General features: G+C 40.2%; 18 protein-coding genes. 16 read left to right on the top strand and 2 right to left on the bottom strand.

Going from position 1 to position 22,027, the window contains the following annotated elements:
* The first annotated feature begins 102 nt into the window (after positions 1–102).
* From N5852_RS14090 to N5852_RS14045, 9 genes are all read left to right on the top strand, one after another.
* Positions 103–1,149: an ABC transporter substrate-binding protein gene (locus tag N5852_RS14090; RefSeq protein ID WP_262100014.1), complete on the top strand. Its 1,047-nt coding sequence runs from the start codon at positions 103–105 to the stop codon at positions 1,147–1,149.
* Positions 1,146–2,159, top strand: a complete 1,014-nt coding sequence (locus N5852_RS14085) for a FecCD family ABC transporter permease (RefSeq protein ID WP_262100013.1) — start codon at positions 1,146–1,148, stop codon at positions 2,157–2,159. The genes N5852_RS14090 and N5852_RS14085 overlap by 4 nt, the downstream gene beginning before the upstream one ends.
* Positions 2,160–2,939 (top strand): ABC transporter ATP-binding protein, encoded by a 780-nt coding sequence (locus N5852_RS14080; RefSeq protein ID WP_262100012.1) that lies wholly within the window; start codon positions 2,160–2,162, stop codon positions 2,937–2,939.
* Positions 2,940–3,955: 1,016 nt separating this feature from the next.
* On the top strand, positions 3,956–6,208 hold the full coding sequence (locus N5852_RS14075) for a TonB-dependent receptor family protein (protein ID WP_262100011.1): 2,253 nt from the start codon (positions 3,956–3,958) through the stop codon (positions 6,206–6,208).
* 40 nt (positions 6,209–6,248) lie between these two features.
* A complete protein-coding gene (locus N5852_RS14070) occupies positions 6,249–7,247 on the top strand; it encodes an ABC transporter substrate-binding protein (protein WP_262100010.1) in 999 nt (332 codons plus the stop codon).
* On the top strand, positions 7,244–8,092 hold the full coding sequence (locus N5852_RS14065; protein WP_262100009.1) for an ABC transporter permease: 849 nt from the start codon (positions 7,244–7,246) through the stop codon (positions 8,090–8,092). Before N5852_RS14070 ends, N5852_RS14065 begins: the two co-directional genes overlap by 4 nt.
* A 4-nt stretch (positions 8,093–8,096) precedes the next feature.
* Positions 8,097–8,831: an ATP-binding cassette domain-containing protein gene (locus N5852_RS14060; protein ID WP_262100008.1), complete on the top strand. Its 735-nt coding sequence runs from the start codon at positions 8,097–8,099 to the stop codon at positions 8,829–8,831.
* Complete coding sequence (locus N5852_RS14055; RefSeq protein ID WP_262100007.1) at positions 8,832–10,016, top strand: NnrS family protein; 1,185 nt, start codon at positions 8,832–8,834, stop codon at positions 10,014–10,016.
* Between the two features lie 866 nt (positions 10,017–10,882).
* Entirely contained in the window at positions 10,883–11,749 is an 867-nt protein-coding gene (locus tag N5852_RS14045; protein ID WP_262100006.1) for a hypothetical protein, read from the top strand.
* A gap of 112 nt (positions 11,750–11,861) precedes the next feature.
* Here the strand turns inward: N5852_RS14045 and N5852_RS14040 are convergent, their stop codons facing one another.
* Positions 11,862–12,182, bottom strand: a complete 321-nt coding sequence (locus tag N5852_RS14040) for a hypothetical protein (protein WP_262100005.1) — start codon at positions 12,180–12,182, stop codon at positions 11,862–11,864.
* Between the two features lie 355 nt (positions 12,183–12,537).
* Here N5852_RS14040 and N5852_RS14035 point away from each other — a divergent pair, with 355 nt between their 5' ends.
* The 5 genes from N5852_RS14035 (at position 12,538) to tal (ending at position 17,457) form a co-directional block, all read left to right on the top strand.
* Positions 12,538–13,551, top strand: coding sequence for a LacI family DNA-binding transcriptional regulator (locus tag N5852_RS14035; RefSeq protein ID WP_262100004.1), 1,014 nt, complete (start codon positions 12,538–12,540; stop codon positions 13,549–13,551).
* A 283-nt stretch (positions 13,552–13,834) separates the two neighbouring features.
* The gene (locus N5852_RS14030; protein ID WP_262100003.1) at positions 13,835–14,605 is read left to right on the top strand and encodes an SDR family NAD(P)-dependent oxidoreductase; all 771 of its coding nucleotides are present in this window, start codon (positions 13,835–13,837) and stop codon (positions 14,603–14,605) included.
* A gap of 181 nt (positions 14,606–14,786) precedes the next feature.
* Positions 14,787–15,656 (top strand): D-psicose 3-epimerase, encoded by an 870-nt coding sequence (locus tag N5852_RS14025; protein WP_262100002.1) that lies wholly within the window; start codon positions 14,787–14,789, stop codon positions 15,654–15,656.
* Positions 15,657–15,783: 127 nt separating this feature from the next.
* Complete coding sequence (locus N5852_RS14020) at positions 15,784–16,434, top strand: nucleoside/nucleotide kinase family protein (protein WP_262100001.1); 651 nt, start codon at positions 15,784–15,786, stop codon at positions 16,432–16,434.
* Between the two features lie 66 nt (positions 16,435–16,500).
* A complete protein-coding gene (tal, locus tag N5852_RS14015) occupies positions 16,501–17,457 on the top strand; it encodes a transaldolase (protein WP_262100000.1) in 957 nt (318 codons plus the stop codon).
* A 138-nt stretch (positions 17,458–17,595) separates the two neighbouring features.
* On the opposite strand, the gene N5852_RS14010 is transcribed toward tal, so the two are convergent.
* Positions 17,596–19,209: a GMC family oxidoreductase gene (locus N5852_RS14010; RefSeq protein WP_262099999.1), complete on the bottom strand. Its 1,614-nt coding sequence runs from the start codon at positions 19,207–19,209 to the stop codon at positions 17,596–17,598.
* Between the two features lie 249 nt (positions 19,210–19,458).
* Here N5852_RS14010 and N5852_RS14005 point away from each other — a divergent pair, with 249 nt between their 5' ends.
* Together N5852_RS14005 and N5852_RS14000 are read left to right on the top strand one after the other, a co-directional pair.
* Positions 19,459–20,082 carry a hypothetical protein gene (locus N5852_RS14005; protein ID WP_262099998.1) on the top strand — a complete coding sequence of 208 codons (624 nt, stop codon included), beginning with the start codon at positions 19,459–19,461 and terminating at the stop codon, positions 20,080–20,082.
* A 284-nt stretch (positions 20,083–20,366) separates the two neighbouring features.
* Positions 20,367–21,965, top strand: coding sequence for an ABC transporter substrate-binding protein (locus N5852_RS14000; RefSeq protein ID WP_262099997.1), 1,599 nt, complete (start codon positions 20,367–20,369; stop codon positions 21,963–21,965).
* The last annotated feature ends 62 nt before the right edge of the window (positions 21,966–22,027 follow it).

Here is a 22,027-nt window from a genome sequence, read left to right as displayed (position 1 = left end):
AACCTTCATGGCTACTTGAATTATAAACCGTTATGTAGTTTATCTATATACCGTAATGTATTTTAGAAGCACTGTAAATATATTTTTTTCGAGAGTTTTATTATGGGCATTTTGCGTTTTTTATGGGTATTTTTGTTTGTGGCGCCAACGCTTGCAATAAGCGGTGAGGTGTTAGATGCAACAGGTTTTACGGTCAAGGTTCCAGACAATATAGAAAAAATTGCGGCTGCAGGGCCACCTGCAAGTGTTTTTCTTTACACTCTTGCTCCTGAACTCATGATTGGCTGGCCAAGTGAAATTGGCGAAGCACGCCGCCAATTCCTTGGAAAGCCCGCAAGTGAACTACCAGTTATTGGTTCACTTGGGGGCCGAGTTGGGAATGAGGCTAATATTGAGCGCTTTTTATTGGCAAAGCCTGATCTTGTTATTGATATTGGTAATATAGGTAAAATGGATATTGATTTAGCGCAAATGATGCGCACGCGCACTAATATTCCATATGTTTTATTAAACGGCAATTTAGATAATTTACCTAATGCTTATCGGTTAATTGGCAATGCGATTAATCAAGGCGATGCAGGAGAAAAACGCGCACAATGGTTAGAAGACCATATGGATAGCCTTAAAAAAATTATTGACTCTATACCTTTAAGTAAACGTCCAAGCATTTATTATGCGCGGGGAGCAGATGGAAAAGAAACAGGACGTAGCGGCTCCATCCACGCTGAAGTTATCGAGCGTGCCGGCGCCATAAATGTTATTGGCTCTGAAGTTGGAAGCCAAGGAATTTTGCAGTTATCCATGGACAATATCTTGGCATTGGACCCAGATATTATTATTGCATCAAATCCACAATTTATGCAAACGATCAAGAGTGACCCTTTATGGCAACATTTGCGGGCGGTAAAAAACCAAAATGTTTATTTAGCGCCTTCACTTCCTTATAGTTGGATTGATGTCCCTCCTTCAGTCAATCGTATTATTGGTGTCATGTGGCTTGCAAATATTATTCATGGCGATAGTTACCACATTGATATGAGAGCTACGACTACTGAATTTTACGAGTTATTTTACCATGTTAAACTATCAGATAATGAGTTGGATGAGTTGCTTGGCAAGACATCGGTTAGATATGGCAATTCACAATGACATCTAGTTCAATTTTAAATTCTGCTTTGTTCCAGTGGATCGGATTACCAATTATTTTATTTTTACTTGTGCTATCCAATTTGAAAATTGGCGCTTATCCAGTTTCAATGACTAATTTTTTGGAATGGATAAGCTGGCGCGTTTTGGGTACTATAAAGCCTGATGAAGCTGTCATTCTTGTGATTGAAAAAATTCGGGCGCCCCGTATTTTAGCTGCAATTTTAATTGGTGCAGCTTTTTCTTGTGCTGGGGCTGCTTACCAAAGCATTTTTCGCAATCCTTTAGTGTCACCGGACATTTTAGCTGTATCATCGGGTGCGGCTTTTGGTGCCTGTCTTGCTATCATTGGCTCTATGAGCATTGTTGCCATTCAAATGGGCGCATTTTTAGGCGGTATTGGTGCGGTTTGCATTGTATTAATCATTGCCCATATGGTACCGCGCCGTGACGTAACTTTAGTACTGGTCTTGGCAGGGATTGTTGTGGGAAGCCTTTTTGGTGCTGGGGTATCATTACTTAAAATTATCGGCGACCCTTATGAAAAATTACCGATAATAACTTTTTGGCTTTTGGGTAGCTTAAGCCGCGTTCAACTTGATAATATTTTGATTATATCGCCATTTTTTATTATTGGTATAATATTGCTGGTTAGCTTGCGATTTCGTATTGATGTGATGACTATTGGCGAAGAGGAAGCCAAAACACTTGGTATACATACTGGGCGAATTCGTTTAATAACAATTATCTGTGCAACACTACTGACCTCTATCGCCGTCTCTATTGCTGGCATTATTGGCTGGGTTGGTTTGGTTGTTCCTCATATCAGTAGGATGATTGTTGGCCCAAGTTTTGGCAGGGTTGGCCCGACTTCAGCTTTTGTTGGCGCTATTTTTTTGCTTATTGTCGATAGTTGTGCTCGTTCATTGGCATCAACAGAAATTCCCCTTGGTATTTTAACTGCAATTATTGGCGCACCAATATTTATTTGGTTGTTAATAAGGGGAAAATAAATGCATAATTTTATTGATGTCAAAAATCTTATTGTTGGCTATAATAATAAAATCATTTGTAAAGATATTAATTTTCAACTCAAACAAGGTAATGTGCTTTGTATACTTGGTGCCAATGGTGAAGGTAAAAGCACTTTGTTAAAAACACTGCTCGGCTTACAAAAAGCAATAAATGGTGATATTTTTATTGCTGGTGAAAATATTACCATGATGAGTCTTAGACAACGTGCTAATAGTTTGTCTTATGTTCCTCAACATGGACAATCAGGGTTTTCCTTCAGTGTTCTACAAATGGTAATTATGGGAAAAGCTGCACAATTGGGTTTATTTGCACAACCAAATGCCAAAGATTGTGAAAAAGCCCATGCAATACTTCATGAACTCAATATAGCCCATCTTGGGCAAAAAGAATATGCTAACTTAAGTGGGGGACAAAAACAGTTAGTACTCATTGCTCGTGCTCTGATGCAAAACGCTGATATTATCGTTCTTGATGAGCCAACAGCAAGCCTTGATTTTTATAATCAGTTTCATGTTATAGCCATATTAGCAAAACTAAAAAAGCTAGGTAAAACCATCATTTTTACAACCCACCATCCCGACCAGGCATTTGAGATTGCCGATGAAGTCCTAATGATTAAAGATGGTTGTATGCTCTGTCACGGTACTACACAAAACGTAATGACCGAAGATATTCTAACCAAACTTTATTCAACTTCGATTAGTATTTTTGAAATTGAAGGAAAAAAAATAAGTTATATTAAAAATATCGTTACATAACGCTCATTGGTTGATACTATTTTTATTCAACCGCCGATTATAGCTCAGTCCACCCTCAAAGTTTTTAGTGGATATTGCAACACTTGCCAAAACAAAAAAACGATGAGGCTTTTAAAATCGATAGCTTTTTTGCGCCTTAGAGCGCATTTCGATCTGATTGGATCAGATCGGCGCTCTAATGCATTGTTTACGACGCGTTTTTTGTCCAAAAACCGCTTCACACTTTTCGAAAACGCTCTAGTACCCTTGGCAAAGATTGGTACAGATAAAGCAGTAGCTTTTCTAGCTGCTTTTCAAATTCCAATTTTTTCATTAATTGAAGATAAGATATTCATCAATAAGTATATTTTTTACACACTTAGGATAGTAGAACCCAAGCTTAAACATTTACATTGAAAGCGACCATTCGTAGCTTAGAAGATCAATAGCCCGAAGTGGTAGCTATTAATCTTTGCGCACGACCACGCAAATAATAAGTGGCCATTAAGCAGCATCAAGTTTAAAAATTGACTTGAGCTAAAAGAAGTTTGGGTAACAAATAAAAAACTCATTAATACATGATATATTGAGAGTTTGAAAAGCTAACAATAGCTAAATACTGGGCTTTAGACACTAAATCCGCTACTATATATCTAACAAAAAACACTAATTTATTAAAAATTGAAATAAATCAATTCATAAGCATACACATGTTAAAATATAGTCTAATTTTGTGTACAATTAATAACATGCGCTTTTTTGGCACATTTTTTTATGTTTAAGAGCTTGTATTATTTGTTGAGAAAAAAATACAACTATTTTAATAAAAAGACAAAATAGAGTTTAAGATTATTGTTTTAATTAAAATTTTGCCGCTAATCGCGACGGGCTTTTGAGGGAAAGTTTGATGTCATTATCGGTAAAAGTTTGCAAAATCGGTCGATGCGTAAGTGATGTGTTACCTCGTTTAATTTGGAAATATGTCCATTTTATTCATTCCATTTTTGCAAATAGTTTTGTAGGTAAGGAGAGTAGGGGTGCCTCATTTCATCAAGCAAGGCTCAAAAACCCATTTTGGCCAAAAATCGTTATTTGCCACAAGTTTAACTGTATTATTATTGTCAACAGGCTTAGCAACGGCGCAAACCGCTAGTCCCGGTGCACCAATCATTCTTGATGCTATCGTTATTGATGGTAGCAATAGTAGTGAAGCTGAGGTTGAACGTCGTTTCCAAGCAATGCCAGGCGGCGTTAATCTTGTGTCGCAAGATGATATGCCAACATCAGCCAATCTTACATTGTCACGTGCATTAGAGCAGGTGCCAGGTGTGGTTATTCAAAATTTCTTTGGTGGTAACGACCAGCCACGTATTCAAATTCGTGGCTCTGGCCTACAACAAAATCCAGTGGAGCGCGGTATTTTAATGCTGCAAAATGGCTTGCCGCTCAATCGCGCCGATGGATCTTATATTGTTGGGCTTGCTAATCCTAGCCAAGCACAATCTATCGAGGCTTACCGCGGGTATATGGCAAATCGCATCGGTGCAACAGTACTTGGCGGTGCTATAAATATGGTGTCCCCGACAGGTTTAAGCCAGCAAGGCGCAAGCTTGACCGCAAGTGGTGGTAGTTTTGGTCAATATAATTTTGGTGGCCAATTTGGTTTTGCCAAAGATAATTTTGATGGCTTTATACAAGCCGATCATAGTAAGCGCGATGGGTTTCGTGATTATAATGCTTCAGAGCGAACGAGCATTAGCGGTAATTTTGGTTTTCGTATCAATGATAGAGTAACAACTCGTTTTTTCGCAGGTTATACCGACCTTGATTTTGATGTTGCTGGGCCAGTCAATAAAGCTACACTTAAAACCCGCCCCAAGGCAATCTGGGCTGGACCTACTTTAACGCCAAATGGGGCCATTAATCCGGGCCCCAATGTTTGGCGTGATCGGCCAAAGCGCGAAGCAACTCAATATCTTATTGGTAATCGTACCAGTTTTGAAATGGACGCGCATCTTTTTGATGTGGCTTTTAGTTATAGCTATAGTGATGATACTTTCAGGTATCCAATTACCGGAGGGGTGCGACAATCGAAAAGCGGTGATTTTACCGCTCTTGCGCATTATTCCTATAATCCAGATGAAACCAAAGCCTTACCACTTTTAGAGTTGTCATTGCTTTATGCAACGGGTTCTATGGAACGCGATTACTATCTTAATCAATCAGGCAAAAAAGGTGCAAAATTTGGTGCCAATGATTTAGATTCTACAACCTTATCATTGTTTGCTGGTTTAAATGTGCCAATTGCGCAAAAATGGACATTGTCGCCATCTATCTCTTATGCGCATGCTACTCGCAATAATGATGATCGTTATGATGGGCTAAAACGGCCAACTATTGCTTATGATCCTCGTATGCCAAACCGGCTTTTACCAAATGGTGCCGTTGATGCAACCGATACAAGTTATAAGCATAGCTATTCTGGCTGGAGTCCAGCTCTTGCCCTTAGTTACGAAATTTCTGATGAGCAAACTGCTTATGTAGCTGTTAGTCATAATTTTGAGCCACCAAGCCAAGATGATCTTATCGCAACTATTAATGGCACGCCAAATTCGAGTGCTGGTCGACCTAACCCAGCAACGCCTTTCGCATCCTATGCTAGTTTTGCAACACCTGATCTTGATGCACAAAAGGCAACAACGGTAGAAGCTGGTTGGCGTGGTCGGTTTGATCGCTTCTCCTTCGATTTATCCAGCTATTATTCATGGGTTGATAATGAATTATTAAACTCTCGCGATCCTACTGGAGTGCCTCTTGCAGCTGTTAATGCTAAGGATACACGCCACTTTGGTATAGATATTGGGCTTGGTGCACAATTTACCAGTCAGTTGTCTGGACGTTTGGTTTATACATACCAAAACTTTCGCTTTCATGATGATGCACAACGCGGCAATAATTATTTAGCTGGCGCACCGCTGCATATTATCAATGCTATGGTTCAATATCAACCAAAGGACGAATGGGTTATTCAAACTAATGTTCGGTGGCTGCCAAGCAAAACGCCCGTTGATAATATGAATACACTTTATAATGATGCCTATGCAATTGTTGATTTGCGCAGCGAATATCAAATCAATAAAACTTTAAAAATATTTGGCGAAATCACAAATCTATTTGATAAGACCTATGCTTCTTCTACAATTGTTACAGATCGCATTAGGCCAGATCAAGCAGTATTCCTTCCAGGTGATGGTCGGGGTTTTTTCGCTGGTATTAAAGCATCGTTTTAAATAATTAGCAGTAGTTAAACGCGAAGGAGAATAGAATATCATGTTTAAAACAAACAGACGCCGTTTTCTTTTGGGTTTTGCTGCAAGTTCCTTAAATTTGCCCCATGCTGGTTCAGCATGGGCGCAAACAAATGATGACAACTCGGCCAATATTATTTGGGGGCCACCAGCCGCACCATCGGTTGTTCCAGCTTTCGCCATTGCGAATGGTATGCTTGATGAACTTATTCCCAATTGTCAGTTTAAAGTTTGGAATAGTCCTGATCAGATGCGGGCAGGATTGACGTCGGGTAAAATTAATATGGCAATTATGCCAAGCTATAGTGGCGCTAATCTTTATAACAGAGGTATTAAGCTGCGGCTTGCCAATATTTTAACCGATGGATTATTATATATTGTTGCGCAAAAGGATGCTAATATTACATCACTTGCTGATTTAAAGGGGAAAAAACTTGCTGTCCCCTTAAAAAACGATATGTCGGATCTTGTTACGCAAACAATATTGGAGGCTCACAATATTGCAGAAGGTGAAATTACGATAAGCTATCTTGGCAGCCATGCAGAGGCTATTCCTATGTTGATGATGGGGCGCGTTGATGCTGCTGTCTTGGTTGAGCCGGTAGCGAGTGCTGCTATTTCTATAAGCGCTACTGCCCGTAATGGTCTCGTGCGTGCGTTAAATGTTCAAGATTTATGGCAAAAGGTGACGGGTAATAGAATTTTACCGCAAGCAGGTCTTTTAGTGAAAAAAGGCTTTGAAGGTGACGATGGCGATAAAAAAATTAAGCGCCTTAATGATATTTTCAAAGTGGCAACTGACAAAATATTGAAAGATCCGCAAGATGCTGCTGAAAAAACAGCTCAATATCTTGATTTTCCAAGCAATATCATAGTTAAAGCCTTACCATATAGTAATCTAGTTGTTCGTAGTGGCCGCGAAAGTCAATCATCTCTAAAAGAATTATTCGGCATATTAATGAAGAAAAATCCCGATATTTTGGGTGGACAACTTCCAGATGATGGTTTTTTTGCCGGATGATACGCTATCGGATTATGTCGCATCTCTCTTGGCTTATCCGTTATTTTTGGGGAGGCTTTGCCGGCCTTGCTGGCCTTTTTTGTTTTCTAGCTTTATGGCAATTGGCCCATGAGCTTTATGGCAGTTTTGTGCTGCCTTCGCCGCAGGAAACCTTTAAAAGCTTACTTGCATTAATTAAACAAGATAGTTTCATTGAAGCAGTCCAGTTAACTGCGTGGCGATCTGTCTGCGGGTTTTTATGTTGCGCATTGGTAGGAACTTTGGGTGGCTTATTATGCGGTTATTCCTTTGCTGCCATGCGCCTTATGCGGCCTATTATCACAATATTACTTGGTGTGCCGCCAATTGGCTGGATTGTACTCGCAATTATTTGGTTTGAAGCATCAGGTGGATCGGTGATTATGACCATTGCCGTTGCATCTTTTCCATTAATTTTTATGAGTAGCGCACAAGGAATTGCAACGCGTGATCGTAATCTTGATGCTATGGCACGTGCTTTTGGCATTGGTTGGTTTAAGCGTTTACGAACAATTTCCCTGCCGCAAATGGTGGCTCATGTCATGCCAGCTTGGTCGCTTTCTGCTGGTAGTGCGTGGAAAGTAGCAGTTATGGCAGAATTACTAAGTTATAGCGGTGGTTTGGGCGGTATTCTTGCGCAAGCGCGCACCTCATTTGATGTTCCTAAGGTAACTGCTGTTATAATGGTGGTGGTTATTTTTGCTTTGATTACAGAATTTGGCATTATTCATCCCATCCGTGAATTATTGGAAAACTGGCGCCATGCTGACGAGCCATGGGGTGTAAAGAAAAGCGAAAACGATACTGTAGCGATAAAGAAGGATTAAAGCCATGAAACTTCTGTTTGAAGACGTTGCTTTTGCCTATCTTGGCCGCAATATTGTTGAAAATATAAATTTTTCGATATGTGATGGTGAAATTGTTGCCGTTCTTGGCCCCTCTGGTATAGGCAAAACAACATTGATGCAGATGGGGGCAGGGCTTCATCAACCAACTAAGGGTCAAATTATTCGCAATTATCAACATCAGGCGGTGGTATTTCAAGAACCGCGATTGTTAAATTGGAAAACTACCTTTGATAATATCGCTTATGGTATAAAAAATAATTTATCCCGCCAAGAAAAACACGCTATCGTCGTAAAAATGGCCGCAGCTGTTGGCCTTAGCCAAGATGATTTGCTTAAATATCCCGCCGCTTTATCAGGCGGTATGCGCCAAAGAGTATCGGTTGCAAGAGCTTTGGCCATTAAGCCTGATATAATCTATTTTGATGAACCTTTTTCAGCTGTTGATATTGGGCTGCGGCGCAATTTACAAGACATTATCATTCAACAAGCAAAAGGTCTTGGTTTTTGTGGCTTGTTTATCACCCATGATCTCCATGAAGCTTTGCGCATCGCTAACCGGCTTTTATTAATTGGTGATGTGCCAGCCACTATAATAACCGAGCGCAATATTGCTGGTATTGCAGGTGAGCGCAGTGAGCATGATATTTTTGAAATGATGGAAGCCTATCGTGTTGATCCTGCCTTTGGCGCATTGCTTAATGGGCAGACGGAGGCTTAGATGAGAGCAAAACTATTTAAAAGCCCATTTTTTTCCGAAGGTGTCTTTTTCTTTTTCCCGATTTGTGCGATTTATGCAGCATTAATGCCGCTTATCTATGTTGTTGGTTATGGGCTATCTTTTCCCGCTAGCGATTATATAGTGCCACAACAATGGCACGGTCATGAAATGATTTTTGGCTTTTTTTCATCCGCCCTTTCAGGTTTTTTAACCTCCGCCGTTGCCGAATGGACAAACACTAAACCTGTTCATGGTAAAACCTTATTTTTACTCTTTATTCTTTGGTTGCCAGCGAGATTAATTGGTCTGTTTGGTGTTGATCATTTAATGATTGTTGCAAGTTTTTTTGATTTTTCTTTTTTAATACTTTTATTGTTTCTTATCCTAAAACCAATCATAAAAAAACGGCAAACGCGAGCAGTCTCATTTGCTATTTGGTTGATTATTTTAATTATTGTTGAATTTTGTTTAAAATGGGCTTGGTGGCATGAAGATGTGTTGCTTGCAAGCCGCGCGCTTAATAGTGAAATTTTAGTATTTGTAATTTTGTTTTCTTTGTCGCTTTCGCGTATTCATATTGTTGTTGTTAATCTTGCTCTTGATCCAAGTGGTAAATCTAGTCCCTATCGCCCGCATCCAGGACGACGAAATCTTGCTGCTTTTTTAACGGCCTTTTATGGTGTGGTTGCATTTTTCTTGCCCGATTCAATGATGCAATATTACTTGGCATTTGCAGCCGCAGCAGCTTTTTTTGATCGGTTGGCAGAGTGGTTTATAGGGCGGGTAGTGTTTAAAACAGAAATTCTATGCTTATTCATGGCCAATTTAAGTGCAGGTCTTGGATTGTTGTTAATTGGCTTATCGGGCTTCTATCCATCAATATCCCCCTATCTTGGTTTGCATATTTTGACAATTTTAACCCTAGGACTAGCCGTTATGGCAGTACTTATTATTGCTGGTTTGCGCCATTCAGGGCGTGATTTGACGATTATACCTTGGCAAGCGAAACTTAGCATTCTTGCAATTTGTCTTGCCGGTATTATGCGTGTGCTTCCGCAACTTATTGATGGTTTTCCCTTGGTCCATTATCAATATATGATGTCATCACTGTTTTGGAGCGCTGCTTTTATATTATGGCTTTTTGCCTATGTACCACTTTTACGCTACCCGCTCCATCATCATTAATCAAAGAGTGCTTGGCGTTTTATCGTCTTATGTAAATAATATTTTAAAGGCTGGCATCGATATCTAAAAAAGTAATTAGTATCATAGGGCTAAGTCACGGCTCAAAAGTCGCCTTCCACAAGTAAAATAAGTGACCCTATCTAAGTATTTCTTTTAAGGCGACACGGCTCATGCTGTTGCGGTTTTTGCCAGCGTAAACAGCAAAACAACTACGCTTTATTTCCGAAAGTTGTATGAGGAGATAACCGCTCGACTTGAACAACAAACGCCTCAACTTATGTGTGATGAAATTGAACTTGATAACAGTTATTTTGGTGGTGTGCGTGAAGGCAAAAGAGGACGTGGAGCTGGTCGTAAAAACTACTCGGATTATTCAAAAACAAGGGAAAAGTTCAATCCCTTCGCTTTTTTAAGGCGCCAATACTAAAGAGTTTTTTGTTATTATTAGGCAAGCAATCACACCAGATTTCATTATTTATAGAGATAAGTTTTGGCGATTGATCGTGCTATGTTTAACCTTGATTCCGCACTCCAAGGCGCTATAACCAAGAAAACTGGTTAAATACTATGGCATCGCGATAATATGGGCATAATAATTAATGTAGTTTACAATTTTTAAGAACCTAAAAACATTGTATAATCTATTATATTATGCTTTAAATAAACAATTTTTTAACTAAAATAGTAATCAACCATATATTATGCGTATATTTATTATTATCATTACAAGAATTTTTATTATTAATTTTATTTATAGCAATAAAACGCTTACTGCAATTCGCATAAAAGCAGATTAGGGAGAAGGAAATGCCCAGCATAAGGTACAGAAATTAAACTAATAATATTTGAAAAAGGCGGATAATTAAATGGAAAAACTATTTATAACAAATTGGAATATTGATGATCCATATCTTGCTGCTAAAGAGTTTTATAATGTTGCATATTCTAGCGGACAATTTCTTAATGTAATTTATACTATAGCTCAAAATTTAGCTTACAGCTTTGAAGGTGCAAGTTGTTACTTTCATGACGAATATGATGAACCGCTTAACACTTTTGTAAATTTTACTTTTGGTTTTAACCAACATTTTGAACCGGCAGAAGACATTTTGGTACCGGTCGATGTTTATAAAACATTAACACTTCAGGCAATTGATACATATCAACAAAAGCATTATCATGAAGGTCTTGCTAATATCCGCGACAAATTTTTGCCCAATAACGAGCAAAGCAAAGCTATATTTTTAAGCGATCGCCACAATATAGATAAAAATCTATTGGCATATCCTGTTGAAGTGTATTTGGTAGAAACTTTGTTCGGTAAATCTTATGATAGGTCTGATCCCTATTGGGCGCTTAAATATTATTTAGATGCCGCTTATAATATTAAACAGTTCATAGGCGCAATTTCTTGTTTTATTAAAAAAATTGGATACGGTATTTCGGTAGAGTACAAGCCGCCTATATTTTCTATTGAATATGCGGACTTAAACTTAAGCCGTTCAAAAGACAAGGTTTTGCTTTACATAGGTAGTTATCTTGATTACATGATAACAATTCCTTTTAGTATATTCAAAGCCGTTTTAATAGAAGCGGTCAATATTTTCCAGCAAAAGCATCATAAAAAAGCACTTGCGATACTTAAAGAAAAATTGGAAAATTTAACGCCAGAAACTCCGCATGAAAATCCTGAGTATAATGAAATTAAAGGCAGTGATGATGAATACGAATAAATTATATGTATGTAGACAGCCTTCTCAAGAGGCAATTGGTAATATGTTGCTATAAAAAGTTATAATAACATATATATTGGTACAGGTGATGCACCCGTCTTAGATTTATCAACTAAGATGAAAGATCAATGCTGCTGCGATACAGATTGCTGTGATGAAGATACAAGCCCGCTTCGCTCGTCAATATATCTTGTGACGATATGTCGGTAAATATTGGTTTTGCAATGATTTCTCTATTAAAAAACGTCATTTGTAGTGTTTTTATCAAAGAAGATAGTGAACGTTTTACGCCTTTGCAGAAAAATACGTGGGGTAGTGTTTTATTAAACACCATTTGCCTCAAGCAGTCTGCGCCATCATTTTTACTGGAAATGATTACTTTTCCATCAGCCGGTATTACTAACAAAAAAGCCGCATCTTGATCGTCACCCAACTCACCTCATGACAAGGTTGCGCATATTGGCTTTCGATCTTTGACAACTCCTGGTTAGAGTTTTAATTTCAGCCTGCCTTTGCTGCGGTCAACGCGTCCGCAAACATCGCCTCTTTAAAAGCTGGCTACTATACGACCCGCCTTAAGGTGCGTTACATCAGTCATACTAAATGAAGGTTTGGGGACTTGTTCAGCCATAGCTGCATTCTATCAAAGTACATTAGCTTTTTATAAACGTTACCAAAATTTTATTGGTGCTACATAAAACGTCTTGCTCTTGAAAAATAATATTGTTAAAACGTTTTACGTAAATCGTTTTACGCGGAGGAATCGTCAAACGATATGAGGAGAGGATATGGCAGTTTCAATCAAGGATGTTGCCAAAAAAGCGGGCGTATCGCCAGGCACGGTATCAAATGTTTTTAGTGGCAACCGCGCAGTTAAATCTGCGTTAATTGAGCGTGTACGCAATGCAGCTTTAGAATTGGGCTATCAAACAGATCGCGCTGCTTCGCAGCTTCGTACTAAAAAAGCGCGTATTGTTGCCGCTATCGTGCCAGATCTTGATAATCCATTTTTTACTTCGCTTATTGCTGCTATTGAAAGCCATTTGCGTGACCATGGATTTGATATGATTGTTGCAAGTTCCCATGGTGAAAGCGGAGAAGAGGCAAAGCGCATTGCTGCACTCTTAGCATGGCGCCCTGCAGGGTTAGTGATTATTCCATGTAATGACGAATTTGCTAATAGAGCTTTGTTTGATGAAGCTAAGATACCTTTTGTTGTAGTAGATCGCTTGCCATCCTCATTTGACGGTGATGCAGTTATTATTGATAATTTTGATGCTGGTAGGTTGGCTTGCGAGCATTTATTAAATCTTGGCCACCAAACTTTTGTGGTTGCAGCCTCGACCCTTGCCTTGCAAAATATCCGTGAACGCTGTGCAGGTATTGCTGATGTTTTGCAAAAGGCTGGACTTGCGGCGCCAACCTTAATCGAGGTTGGACTGGATTTTGAAACTGCTTTGATGCGACTTGCCACTTTTATGGCAAGTAAAAAACAGCCAACTGCCTTTATCGCATTAACCAATTTTGCCACCCTTGCCATTTTGGGCTGCGCCAATCAAAACCACTTATCGGTACCCGATGATATTTCGCTGGTAGGTTTTGATGATTATTCATGGATGAATGCCATATCGCCGCCCATTACGGCTATTCGTCAACCGGTAAAGCAAATGGGAGAAGCTATTTGGACGCGCTTATATCGTCATTTACAAGATAATGATGCGCCAAGCTCGCGCGAGCAATTATGCTGTGATTTGGTGATAAGAGCATCAACTGCCAAGCCCAAAGACCTAACACCACAATAAGGCCAAACACCACAATAACGAATGCAAGTTAAAATTTTACCGATCTAATAATGCAAAGGTTGCACAAGTTTAGCGTTTATTCATGGAGGAAACAGGGATGAGAACAGTAAAATTGATAGGCTCGCTAATCGGCATGGCGCTGCTTGCCAGCACATTTTTAGCCAAAGCAAGCACAGAAGATGAATAGGCGCTTGGGTTTTATTGTCAAATATAGCACGGTTTTTTATTTGGTTTTTAAACAATAAATGCGCTGATAGTTAAAAATTTAGGAGGAATAATCACTATGTATATGCAAAAATTAAGACTTGATGGAAAATTTGCCGCAATAACTGGTGGCAGTCGGGGCATTGGTCTTGCAATTGCACATGCTTTGGCCGAAGCTGGCGCGCGCATTGCAATCCTAGATCGCGATGAAGCTGCCCTTGGCGAAGGTAGCGCAGCTCTTAAAGCCTTGGGTTATGCTTGTGAAACCCATCTTGTTGATGTGACAAATTCTGCTGCGGTGCAAAAAATTGCCGATGATATGGCAGCGCGTAATGATGCTGCTGATATTTTGGTAGCGAATGCAGGAATTGGCCGCCCACCAGTTGGTGCTGAAAATATGAGCGATGATGATTGGCTAAGTGTCAATGATGTCAATCTCAATGGCGTATTTTGGTGTAACCGTGCTTTTGGTCGCCATATGCTGGCCAAAGGTAGTGGTGCTATTGTTAATATTGGCTCAATGTCGGGGCTTATTGTTAATCGCCCGCAAGGACAATCCCACTATAATGCCTCCAAGGCAGGTGTTCATCATCTTACCCATTCACTCGCAGCAGAATGGGCAGATCGCGGCGTGCGGGTTAATAGTGTTGCACCAACCTATATTGAGACGCCGCTCATTGCCCATGCTGAAGCAAGTGGTCTTGCCGATCTTTGGCGTAAGGACACACCGATGGGACGCTTTGGACAGGCGCATGAAGTGGCAAGTGTTGTGCATTTTCTTGTATCTGACGCGGCAAGTTTGATGACCGGTGCTGTGGTGCCCGTGGATGGCGGATATACTTGCTGGTAAGATGGCTTTAGCCCAATGCGTGGTTGTGTTTTTAAAGCACCTGCGTTTTTAAAAAAGCATAAATTGTAAGTAAAGACCATTTTACCGCAATAGCTAAAATAGTCTTATTGGATTTTTTTCAATTAGCCCAAATTTTAGGGGCTTTTACCAGACCACTAATAGCAACTTAAAGGGATTAATTATGAAACACGGAATTTATTACTCTTATTGGGAACATGAATGGAGCGCAAAATTTGGGCCTTATGTTGAAAAGGTTGCGCGGCTTGGTTTTGATATTATTGAAGTTGCTGCCCATCACATTAATGATTATAGTGATGCTGAACTTGCCAATATTCTTGCAATCGCTAAGGCTAATAATATTAGCCTTACCGCTGGTATTGGCCCATCGGTCCATAAAAATCTTTCCTCGCCCGATAAAGCGGTGCGTGATGCTGGTAAAGCATTTTTTGAACAAACCCTCACCAATATTGCTAAGCTCGATATTAAGGTTATTGGCGGTGCTTTGCATTCTTATTGGCCGATTGATTATTCAAAGCCAGTTGATAAGGAAGGCGATCGTGCCCGTGGTGTTGAAGGCATAACCTCAATTGCCGATTTTGCCAATAATCTTGGTATTAATTTGTGCATTGAAGTGCTTAACCGCTTTGAAAACCATGTGCTTAATACTGCCGCCGAAGGGGTAGCTTTTGTGCAAGATGTTGGCAAACCAAATGTTAAGGTCATGCTTGATACATTCCATATGAATATTGAAGAAGATAGTTTTGGTGAAGCTATCCGCACAGCTGGTTCATTGCTTGGCCATTTCCATACTGGCGAAAATAATCGGCGTGTACCGGGCAAAGGACAATTGCCTTGGCATGAAATTGGCCTTGCTTTGCGCGATATTAATTATCAAGGCGCCGTCGTGATGGAGCCATTTGTCAAGACCGGCGGCACTATTGGTTCTGATATTAAGGTTTGGCGTGATCTTAGCAATGGCGCAAATGAAGCACAAATGGATGAAGATGCAAAAGAATCCTTGGCATTTTCGCGATTTGTCCTTGGCCGATAATATTTTGCAATGAAATTGGCGGCATTTTAATGCGTGCCTCAATTTCCAAATGCACTAAGGGCGTTGCTTAGGTGCTTATCCTAACAGCGGCGCCCATTTCGCTGCGCGATAGAAAATAGGGGTTTTTATGGATAAAATTACAAAAAATGCTGCAAAAATTGCTGATATTGCGCGCCAAAAGCTAGCAGAAAATAATGGCCAAAGGGTGCTTATTGCTGTTGCTGGTGCACCTGGATCTGGAAAATCTACCCTTAGCGAACACGCTATTGACCTTTTAAACGCTGGCGAAACTGGCTATGCAGCGCTGTTGCCAATGGATGGTTATCATTATGATGATAGTGTTTTGAATAAGATGGGCAGACGCGCTTTTAAAGGTGCGATTGATACATTTGATGCCCATGGCTTACGCCATATGGTGCAACGTTTAAAAGCCAATGAAGATGATACTATTGCCATTCCGGTGTTTGACCGCAGTATCGAAATTGCGCGCGCCGGCGGCAGGCTTATTAGCCAATCAACCAAAATCATTATTTGCGAGGGCAATTATTTACTTGCCCTTCAATCGCCTTGGCAGCGGTTAAAACCACTTTTTGATTATACAATTTTTGTCGAGGTTGAATTAAGCGATTTGCGCCAAAGACTTCAACAAAGATGGCGCAGTTTAGGGGTTGATGAAGAGGAAGTTACCCGTAAGGTTGAAGAAAATGATTTGCCAAACGGGTTGTCAATTATTGCAAATTCGGCAAGGCCAGATCTATATTTAAAAAATTCAGATTGATAAATTGTCGTTTTTAGCGCATTTTAACAAATCAATAGATCATTTATTTTGAATTTGGAGTTTTCTATGACCAGCAAATTGGAACAATTGCGTGCCATGACGACCGTGGTTGCCGATACTGGCGATATTGATGCGGTTATTCGCCTTAAGCCAACTGATTGCACCACCAATCCTACCATTGTTTTAAAAGCATTGGGGACACCAATGTTTAGTGATGCGGTGAGTGAAGCCATTAGCTGGGGCAAGGGACAAAATGGTAGCCGTGAAGCAATTATCAGCGCTATAGCGGATCGCCTTGCAATTTCGGTTGGTGCAGCTTTGGTTAATATCGTACCGGGGCGTGTTTCAACTGAAGTTGATGCCGATCTTTCTTTTGATGCCGAAGCTTCGGTTAAAAAAGCCCATAATATCATTGCCGCTTATAAAGAGCGTGGTATTGAGCGTGAGCGTATTTTGATCAAGCTTGCATCAACTTGGGAAGGTATCCGTGCCGCTGAAATTTTGCAAAAAGAAGGCATTGATTGCAATTTGACCTTGCTCTTTAGCAAAGCACAAGCCATTGCCTGTGCCGATGCTGGCGCTTTCCTTATTTCGCCATTTGTAGGCCGTATCCTTGATTGGTACAAAAAATCAACTGGTCTTGATTACACCGCTGAAACTGATCCGGGTGTCTTATCCGTTCGCTCGATTTACAATTATTACAAGGCTAATGGCATTAAAACCATTGTTATGGGAGCGTCTTTCCGCAATGCTGGTGAAATTGAAGCTCTTGCTGGTTGTGACCGCCTAACCATTAGCCCGGCGCTTTTGGACGAATTGGCCAATGACACTGGTGCATTGCCACGTCAATTATCACCCGAAACAGTTACTGCTGAAGCACCGATCCACATGGATGAAAAAACCTTCCGTTGGATGATGAATGAAGATGTGATGGCAGCTGAAAAATTGTCAGAAGGTATTCGTGGTTTTGCTAAGGATTTAACCGCCCTTCGCACCATGATTGATAAATTATTGACCGCTTAATTGATTAGCTTTTTTTAAATAACCTATTTTTAGGGCACGCCAATTATTTTGTGCGTGCCCTTATTTTTTTAATTGCCTATAATCTTGAGAGCAAAATAGGGCACGGGGCTAGCCCATTTGGTGTCCTATAGGATAAATTCAACCATCAGCTAAAATAAAAGCCGCCGCCTTTTCAGCAATCATCAAGGTTGGTGAATTGGTATTGCCTGACGTTATTCTTGGCATGATAGAAGCATCGGCTATGCGTAAACCATGTATGCCGCGTACCCTCAACTGCGGATCAACAATGCTGTTTTCATCGCTGCCCATGCGGCACGTGCCAACAGGATGAAAAATTGTTGTACCAATGTCGCCAGCAGCTTTGATTAAATCATCTTCACTTAAAAAATTGCCGCCCGGCATAAACTCCACTGGATTATATTTTTGCAAAGGTGCTTGTTTGACAATTTTGCGGGTAATACGTATCGAATCCGCCGCAACAGCTTGGTCGCTGGCGGCGCTTAAATAATTGGGCGAAATAGCAGGCGCTTCTTTATAATCATTATTTTTAATATGAATAGTGCCACGGCTATCAGGGCGTAAATTACAAACACTTGCGGTAAAGGCTGGAAATTTATGTACCGGCTCACCAAATTTGCCAAGGCTTAACGGCTGTACATGATATTGCAAATTGGGCGTGGTAAAACTGTCATGAGAGCGCGTAAAAATACCAAGCTGGCTTGGAGCCATTGCCATTGGGCCAGAGCGTTTTAGCAAATATTCAAGGCCTATCATCATCTTACCCCAAAGGCTTGATGCTTTTTCATTTAAAGTAGCAATATTTTCCACCTTGAAAGCGCAGCGCAATTGCAAATGGTCTTGCAAGTTTTCACCAACCTCCTTGCGCTCGCGGATAAGATCAATATTAGCGGCCTTTAAAACATCACCGCGACCAATACCGGAAAGCTCTAATATTTGCGGCGACCCAACGGCACCCGCACAAAGAATAATTTCGCGGTCTGCAAAAATCGTCTCATCACCTTCTGGGCCATTAATAACCACGCCGCTTGCTCGCAAGCCTGCATCTTCACTGGTTTTTGAAAATTCTAGCCGCTTAACTTGCGCCTTTGTGCGCACGACCAAATTAGGGCGATGGGCGGCAGGCTTTAAAAAGGCTTTGGCGGTATTAAGCCGTACACCATGGTTCTGGTTGACATTAAAATAAGAAATGCCTTCATTATCTCCACGGTTGAAATCATTGATAATAGGAATACCATAGGCATGAGCAGCATCACGAAACGCATCAAGAATATCCCAATGCAAACGCTGTTTTTCAACCCGCCACTCGCCACCTTTGCCGTGAAAATCGTTATCATTGCCAAAGTAATCTTCAGATTTTTTAAAAAATGGCAAGACATCATCCCACGCCCAACCAATGCTACCTAATTGGCGCCAATGATCATAATCTTGCGCTTGGCCGCGCATATAAATCATACCATTAATGGATGAGCAGCCACCAAGCACCTTACCGCGAGGATAGGCTAGGGCGCGGCCATTCAAGCCTTTTTGCGGCTCGGTTGTAAAACACCAATCGGTGCGCGGATTGTTAATGCAATAAAGATAGCCGACGGGAATATGAATCCATATATAATTATCGCGATTGCCTGCTTCCAACAGTAAAACCCGATTATTTGGATTCTCTGATAAGCGATTGGCCAATAAGCAACCAGCAGTACCTGCACCAATAATAATATAATTAAAAGTCTCCGCCATGATGATACCTCCCAATATAATCAAGAAATCACTATAAAGAGGTTTTTATTTTTACCAAATAACTTTTCTGTGGCTGGCGGCAATTTTGTTCTATTTTTATGCATTACAATCATAGCAATATTTTATTTTATTATCAGCTTGATAAGACGTAGATATTTAACGTTAAAAAGGACCCGCCTCCCATAATATATATTTATAAAATATTAGCTCAATGATAAGCACAGAGGCGGCAATTAGTGAGGCGAATGAATGGTTAAAGTCAGTAATGCTTTTTCAATTATTATATTCATAGCAGCTATTTCATTTGCAAGCCCGTCTTTTGGGGCGGAAGCACTTAGCAAGGATTTGTGTCAAAGTTCAGTGATTATTGATGGCATGAAAGTCGAATTATCGCTGACGGCGCCCATTATTGTTGAGAAAAATACCAATAAATTAGTTGAAAGCGAATTTAATAATGAGGAAAAACGGCAGGTTCTACCATCAATACGATTAAGTTTTACGGCTATTGATAAGGATATTCAATGGCAGGAATATTTATATAGTTTTGGTATTTTTTTTAAATATATGGATAGAGAAAATTGGAAGTATTTTTTACCACTATATAGCCTACCCTATGTGGACGAAAGCTTATTAAAAATTAGTATTTTAAAAAAAGATGCAGAAAAAATTAAAATATATCCATTAAACGATGATGATTTTCAGAAGATATTTTTTAAAAATGAGTTTGATTTAATATTTGGGGCTGAGGGAAAGCTAATTGATTTGAGCGACTTGGCACCCAATCCAGAAGTAACCAATATTTATGAAGGTGATAAAAATATTTGGCAGGCACCTTTTGAGATATGTTTAAAAACAAAGTGGCAATATAATTAAGCCTAAATAATGGATAATTAAGCCTATAAAATGAGTGGGCTATGAATTGAAAATTTGCGATGCCTTTGGCTGGTTTGTGGCTTAAATTTCTCCATTTAAGAATTTTATGCTAAAAATTATAGTTAATTTAGTATTAGTTTTCTAATAAAGGTCAGATTTTAAAAATTATAACGCTTCATAGTTTTAGAAAATAATTCTATTTTTACTTAAATTTAGATATGAGATTGTTTTGTAGCACATATAAAACCAATAACTGGCGTGTTGCATAAAACGGGAAAATTTTTATGAATTTATTCAAAGTGGGACTTGGTATTATATTGGCCTTGGGCAGCGGTAGCTTTGCTATGGCTCAAGAGGCGCAAAGCGAACAAAAAATTAAAAAGGGCGGCACTGCCATTTTCCACCTTAATCAAGAGCAAGGGGTTTTAAATCCAGCCTTGCGGGCGTCTACTGGTGTTTATATGATTTCTGGCAAGATCATGGAACCATTGATTGATCGCTCCTATGAAGGTTATGTGCCGGTTTTAGCAACCAAATGGTCGTCATCAGAAGATGGTAAAACCATTACCTTTGATTTGCGCGAAAATGTTCGCTGGCATGATGGGGTTGATTTTACCTGTGATGATGTTGCCTATAGTGCCATGAACCTTTGGAAACCTTTGCTCAATTATTCCTCCACCTTACAAGAAAATTTGGTGTCGGTTGACTGTCCAACTCCGCATAAAGCAGTTTTCAATTATGCAAAGCCAATGCCGCTTGAGCTGTTGGTAGCTGCTATGCCGGATCTTGGCCACCCAGTGCCCAAGCATCTTTATGAAGGCACTGATATTTTAAGAAATAAATATAATGCTGCGCCAATTGGTACCGGTCCATTTAAATTTTCTAAATATGAGCGCGGTCAATATATTATAGCTGAACGCAATGATGATTATTGGCGCGGCAAAAATTATCCCTATCTTGACCGTGTGGTTTGGCGTTTTATCACCGATAAGGCTGCAGCTGCTGCCGCACTTCAATCAGGTGAGTTGATGGAAAGCGGCTTTAACAGCATTTCTATGTCGGATATGGAACGCCTTGGCGCGAGCGGCAAATTTGACATTGGCCCCAAAGGTTTTGAAAATAACATCGCCCACACCACGGTTGAATTTAATTTGCGCAATCCAATCCTTGCCAATTTAAAAGTGCGCCAAGCAATTTATCATGCGTTAGATATTGATTTTGCGATTAAAAATATTATGCGTGGCTATGGTAAGCCGGGGCATGGGCCAATTCCAAGCACGGGTGGCGCAAATTATACCGATGATGTGCCAAGCTATGCCTATGATGTTGAAAAAGCCAAGCAATTGCTTGACGAGGCTGGGTACAAAGCCGATGCCAATGGCATTCGCTTTAAATTGCGTCATCGCCCAGCACCTTGGGGTGAATATACCCAGCTTTGGGCAGAATATTATGCACAAGCGTTAAAAGAGGTGGGCATTGAGGTGGAACTTGTTGCCAATGATGCACCCGGCTTTTTAAATGGCGTTTATCGTGACCATGACTTTGACACGGCAAGCGGCTGGCATTTATTCCGCAATGATCCAGCTGTTTCCACCACTGTTTGGCTGCAATCGGGTATTCCAGCTGGCACGCCTTGGAGCAATCAATATGGCTATAAATCGGAAAAAATGGACAGTCTTATTGAACAAGCGGCAGTTGAGATAGACCCCAAAAAACGCGCTGATCTTTATCATCAAATGCAAAAATTAGAAATGGAAGATTTGCCGGTGATTTTCGCGATAGAGCATCCATTTGTGGCAACCACCAGCAAGGTGATGAAAAACCACCATAATACACCGCGTTGGGATTCATCTAGCAATTATGATTTATGGTTAGATCAATAGATCAGTTTTCTACTCTTTTTAAACGACTATTCTTATCAGCATAAAGGCAGTGGCTTTTGCCC

Origin of the sequence: Bartonella sp. HY328 (assembly GCF_025449335.1) — a bacterium.
In the GTDB taxonomy this organism is placed as follows: domain Bacteria; phylum Pseudomonadota; class Alphaproteobacteria; order Rhizobiales; family Rhizobiaceae; genus HY038.
This window is presented reverse-complemented; position numbering and strand designations above follow the sequence as displayed.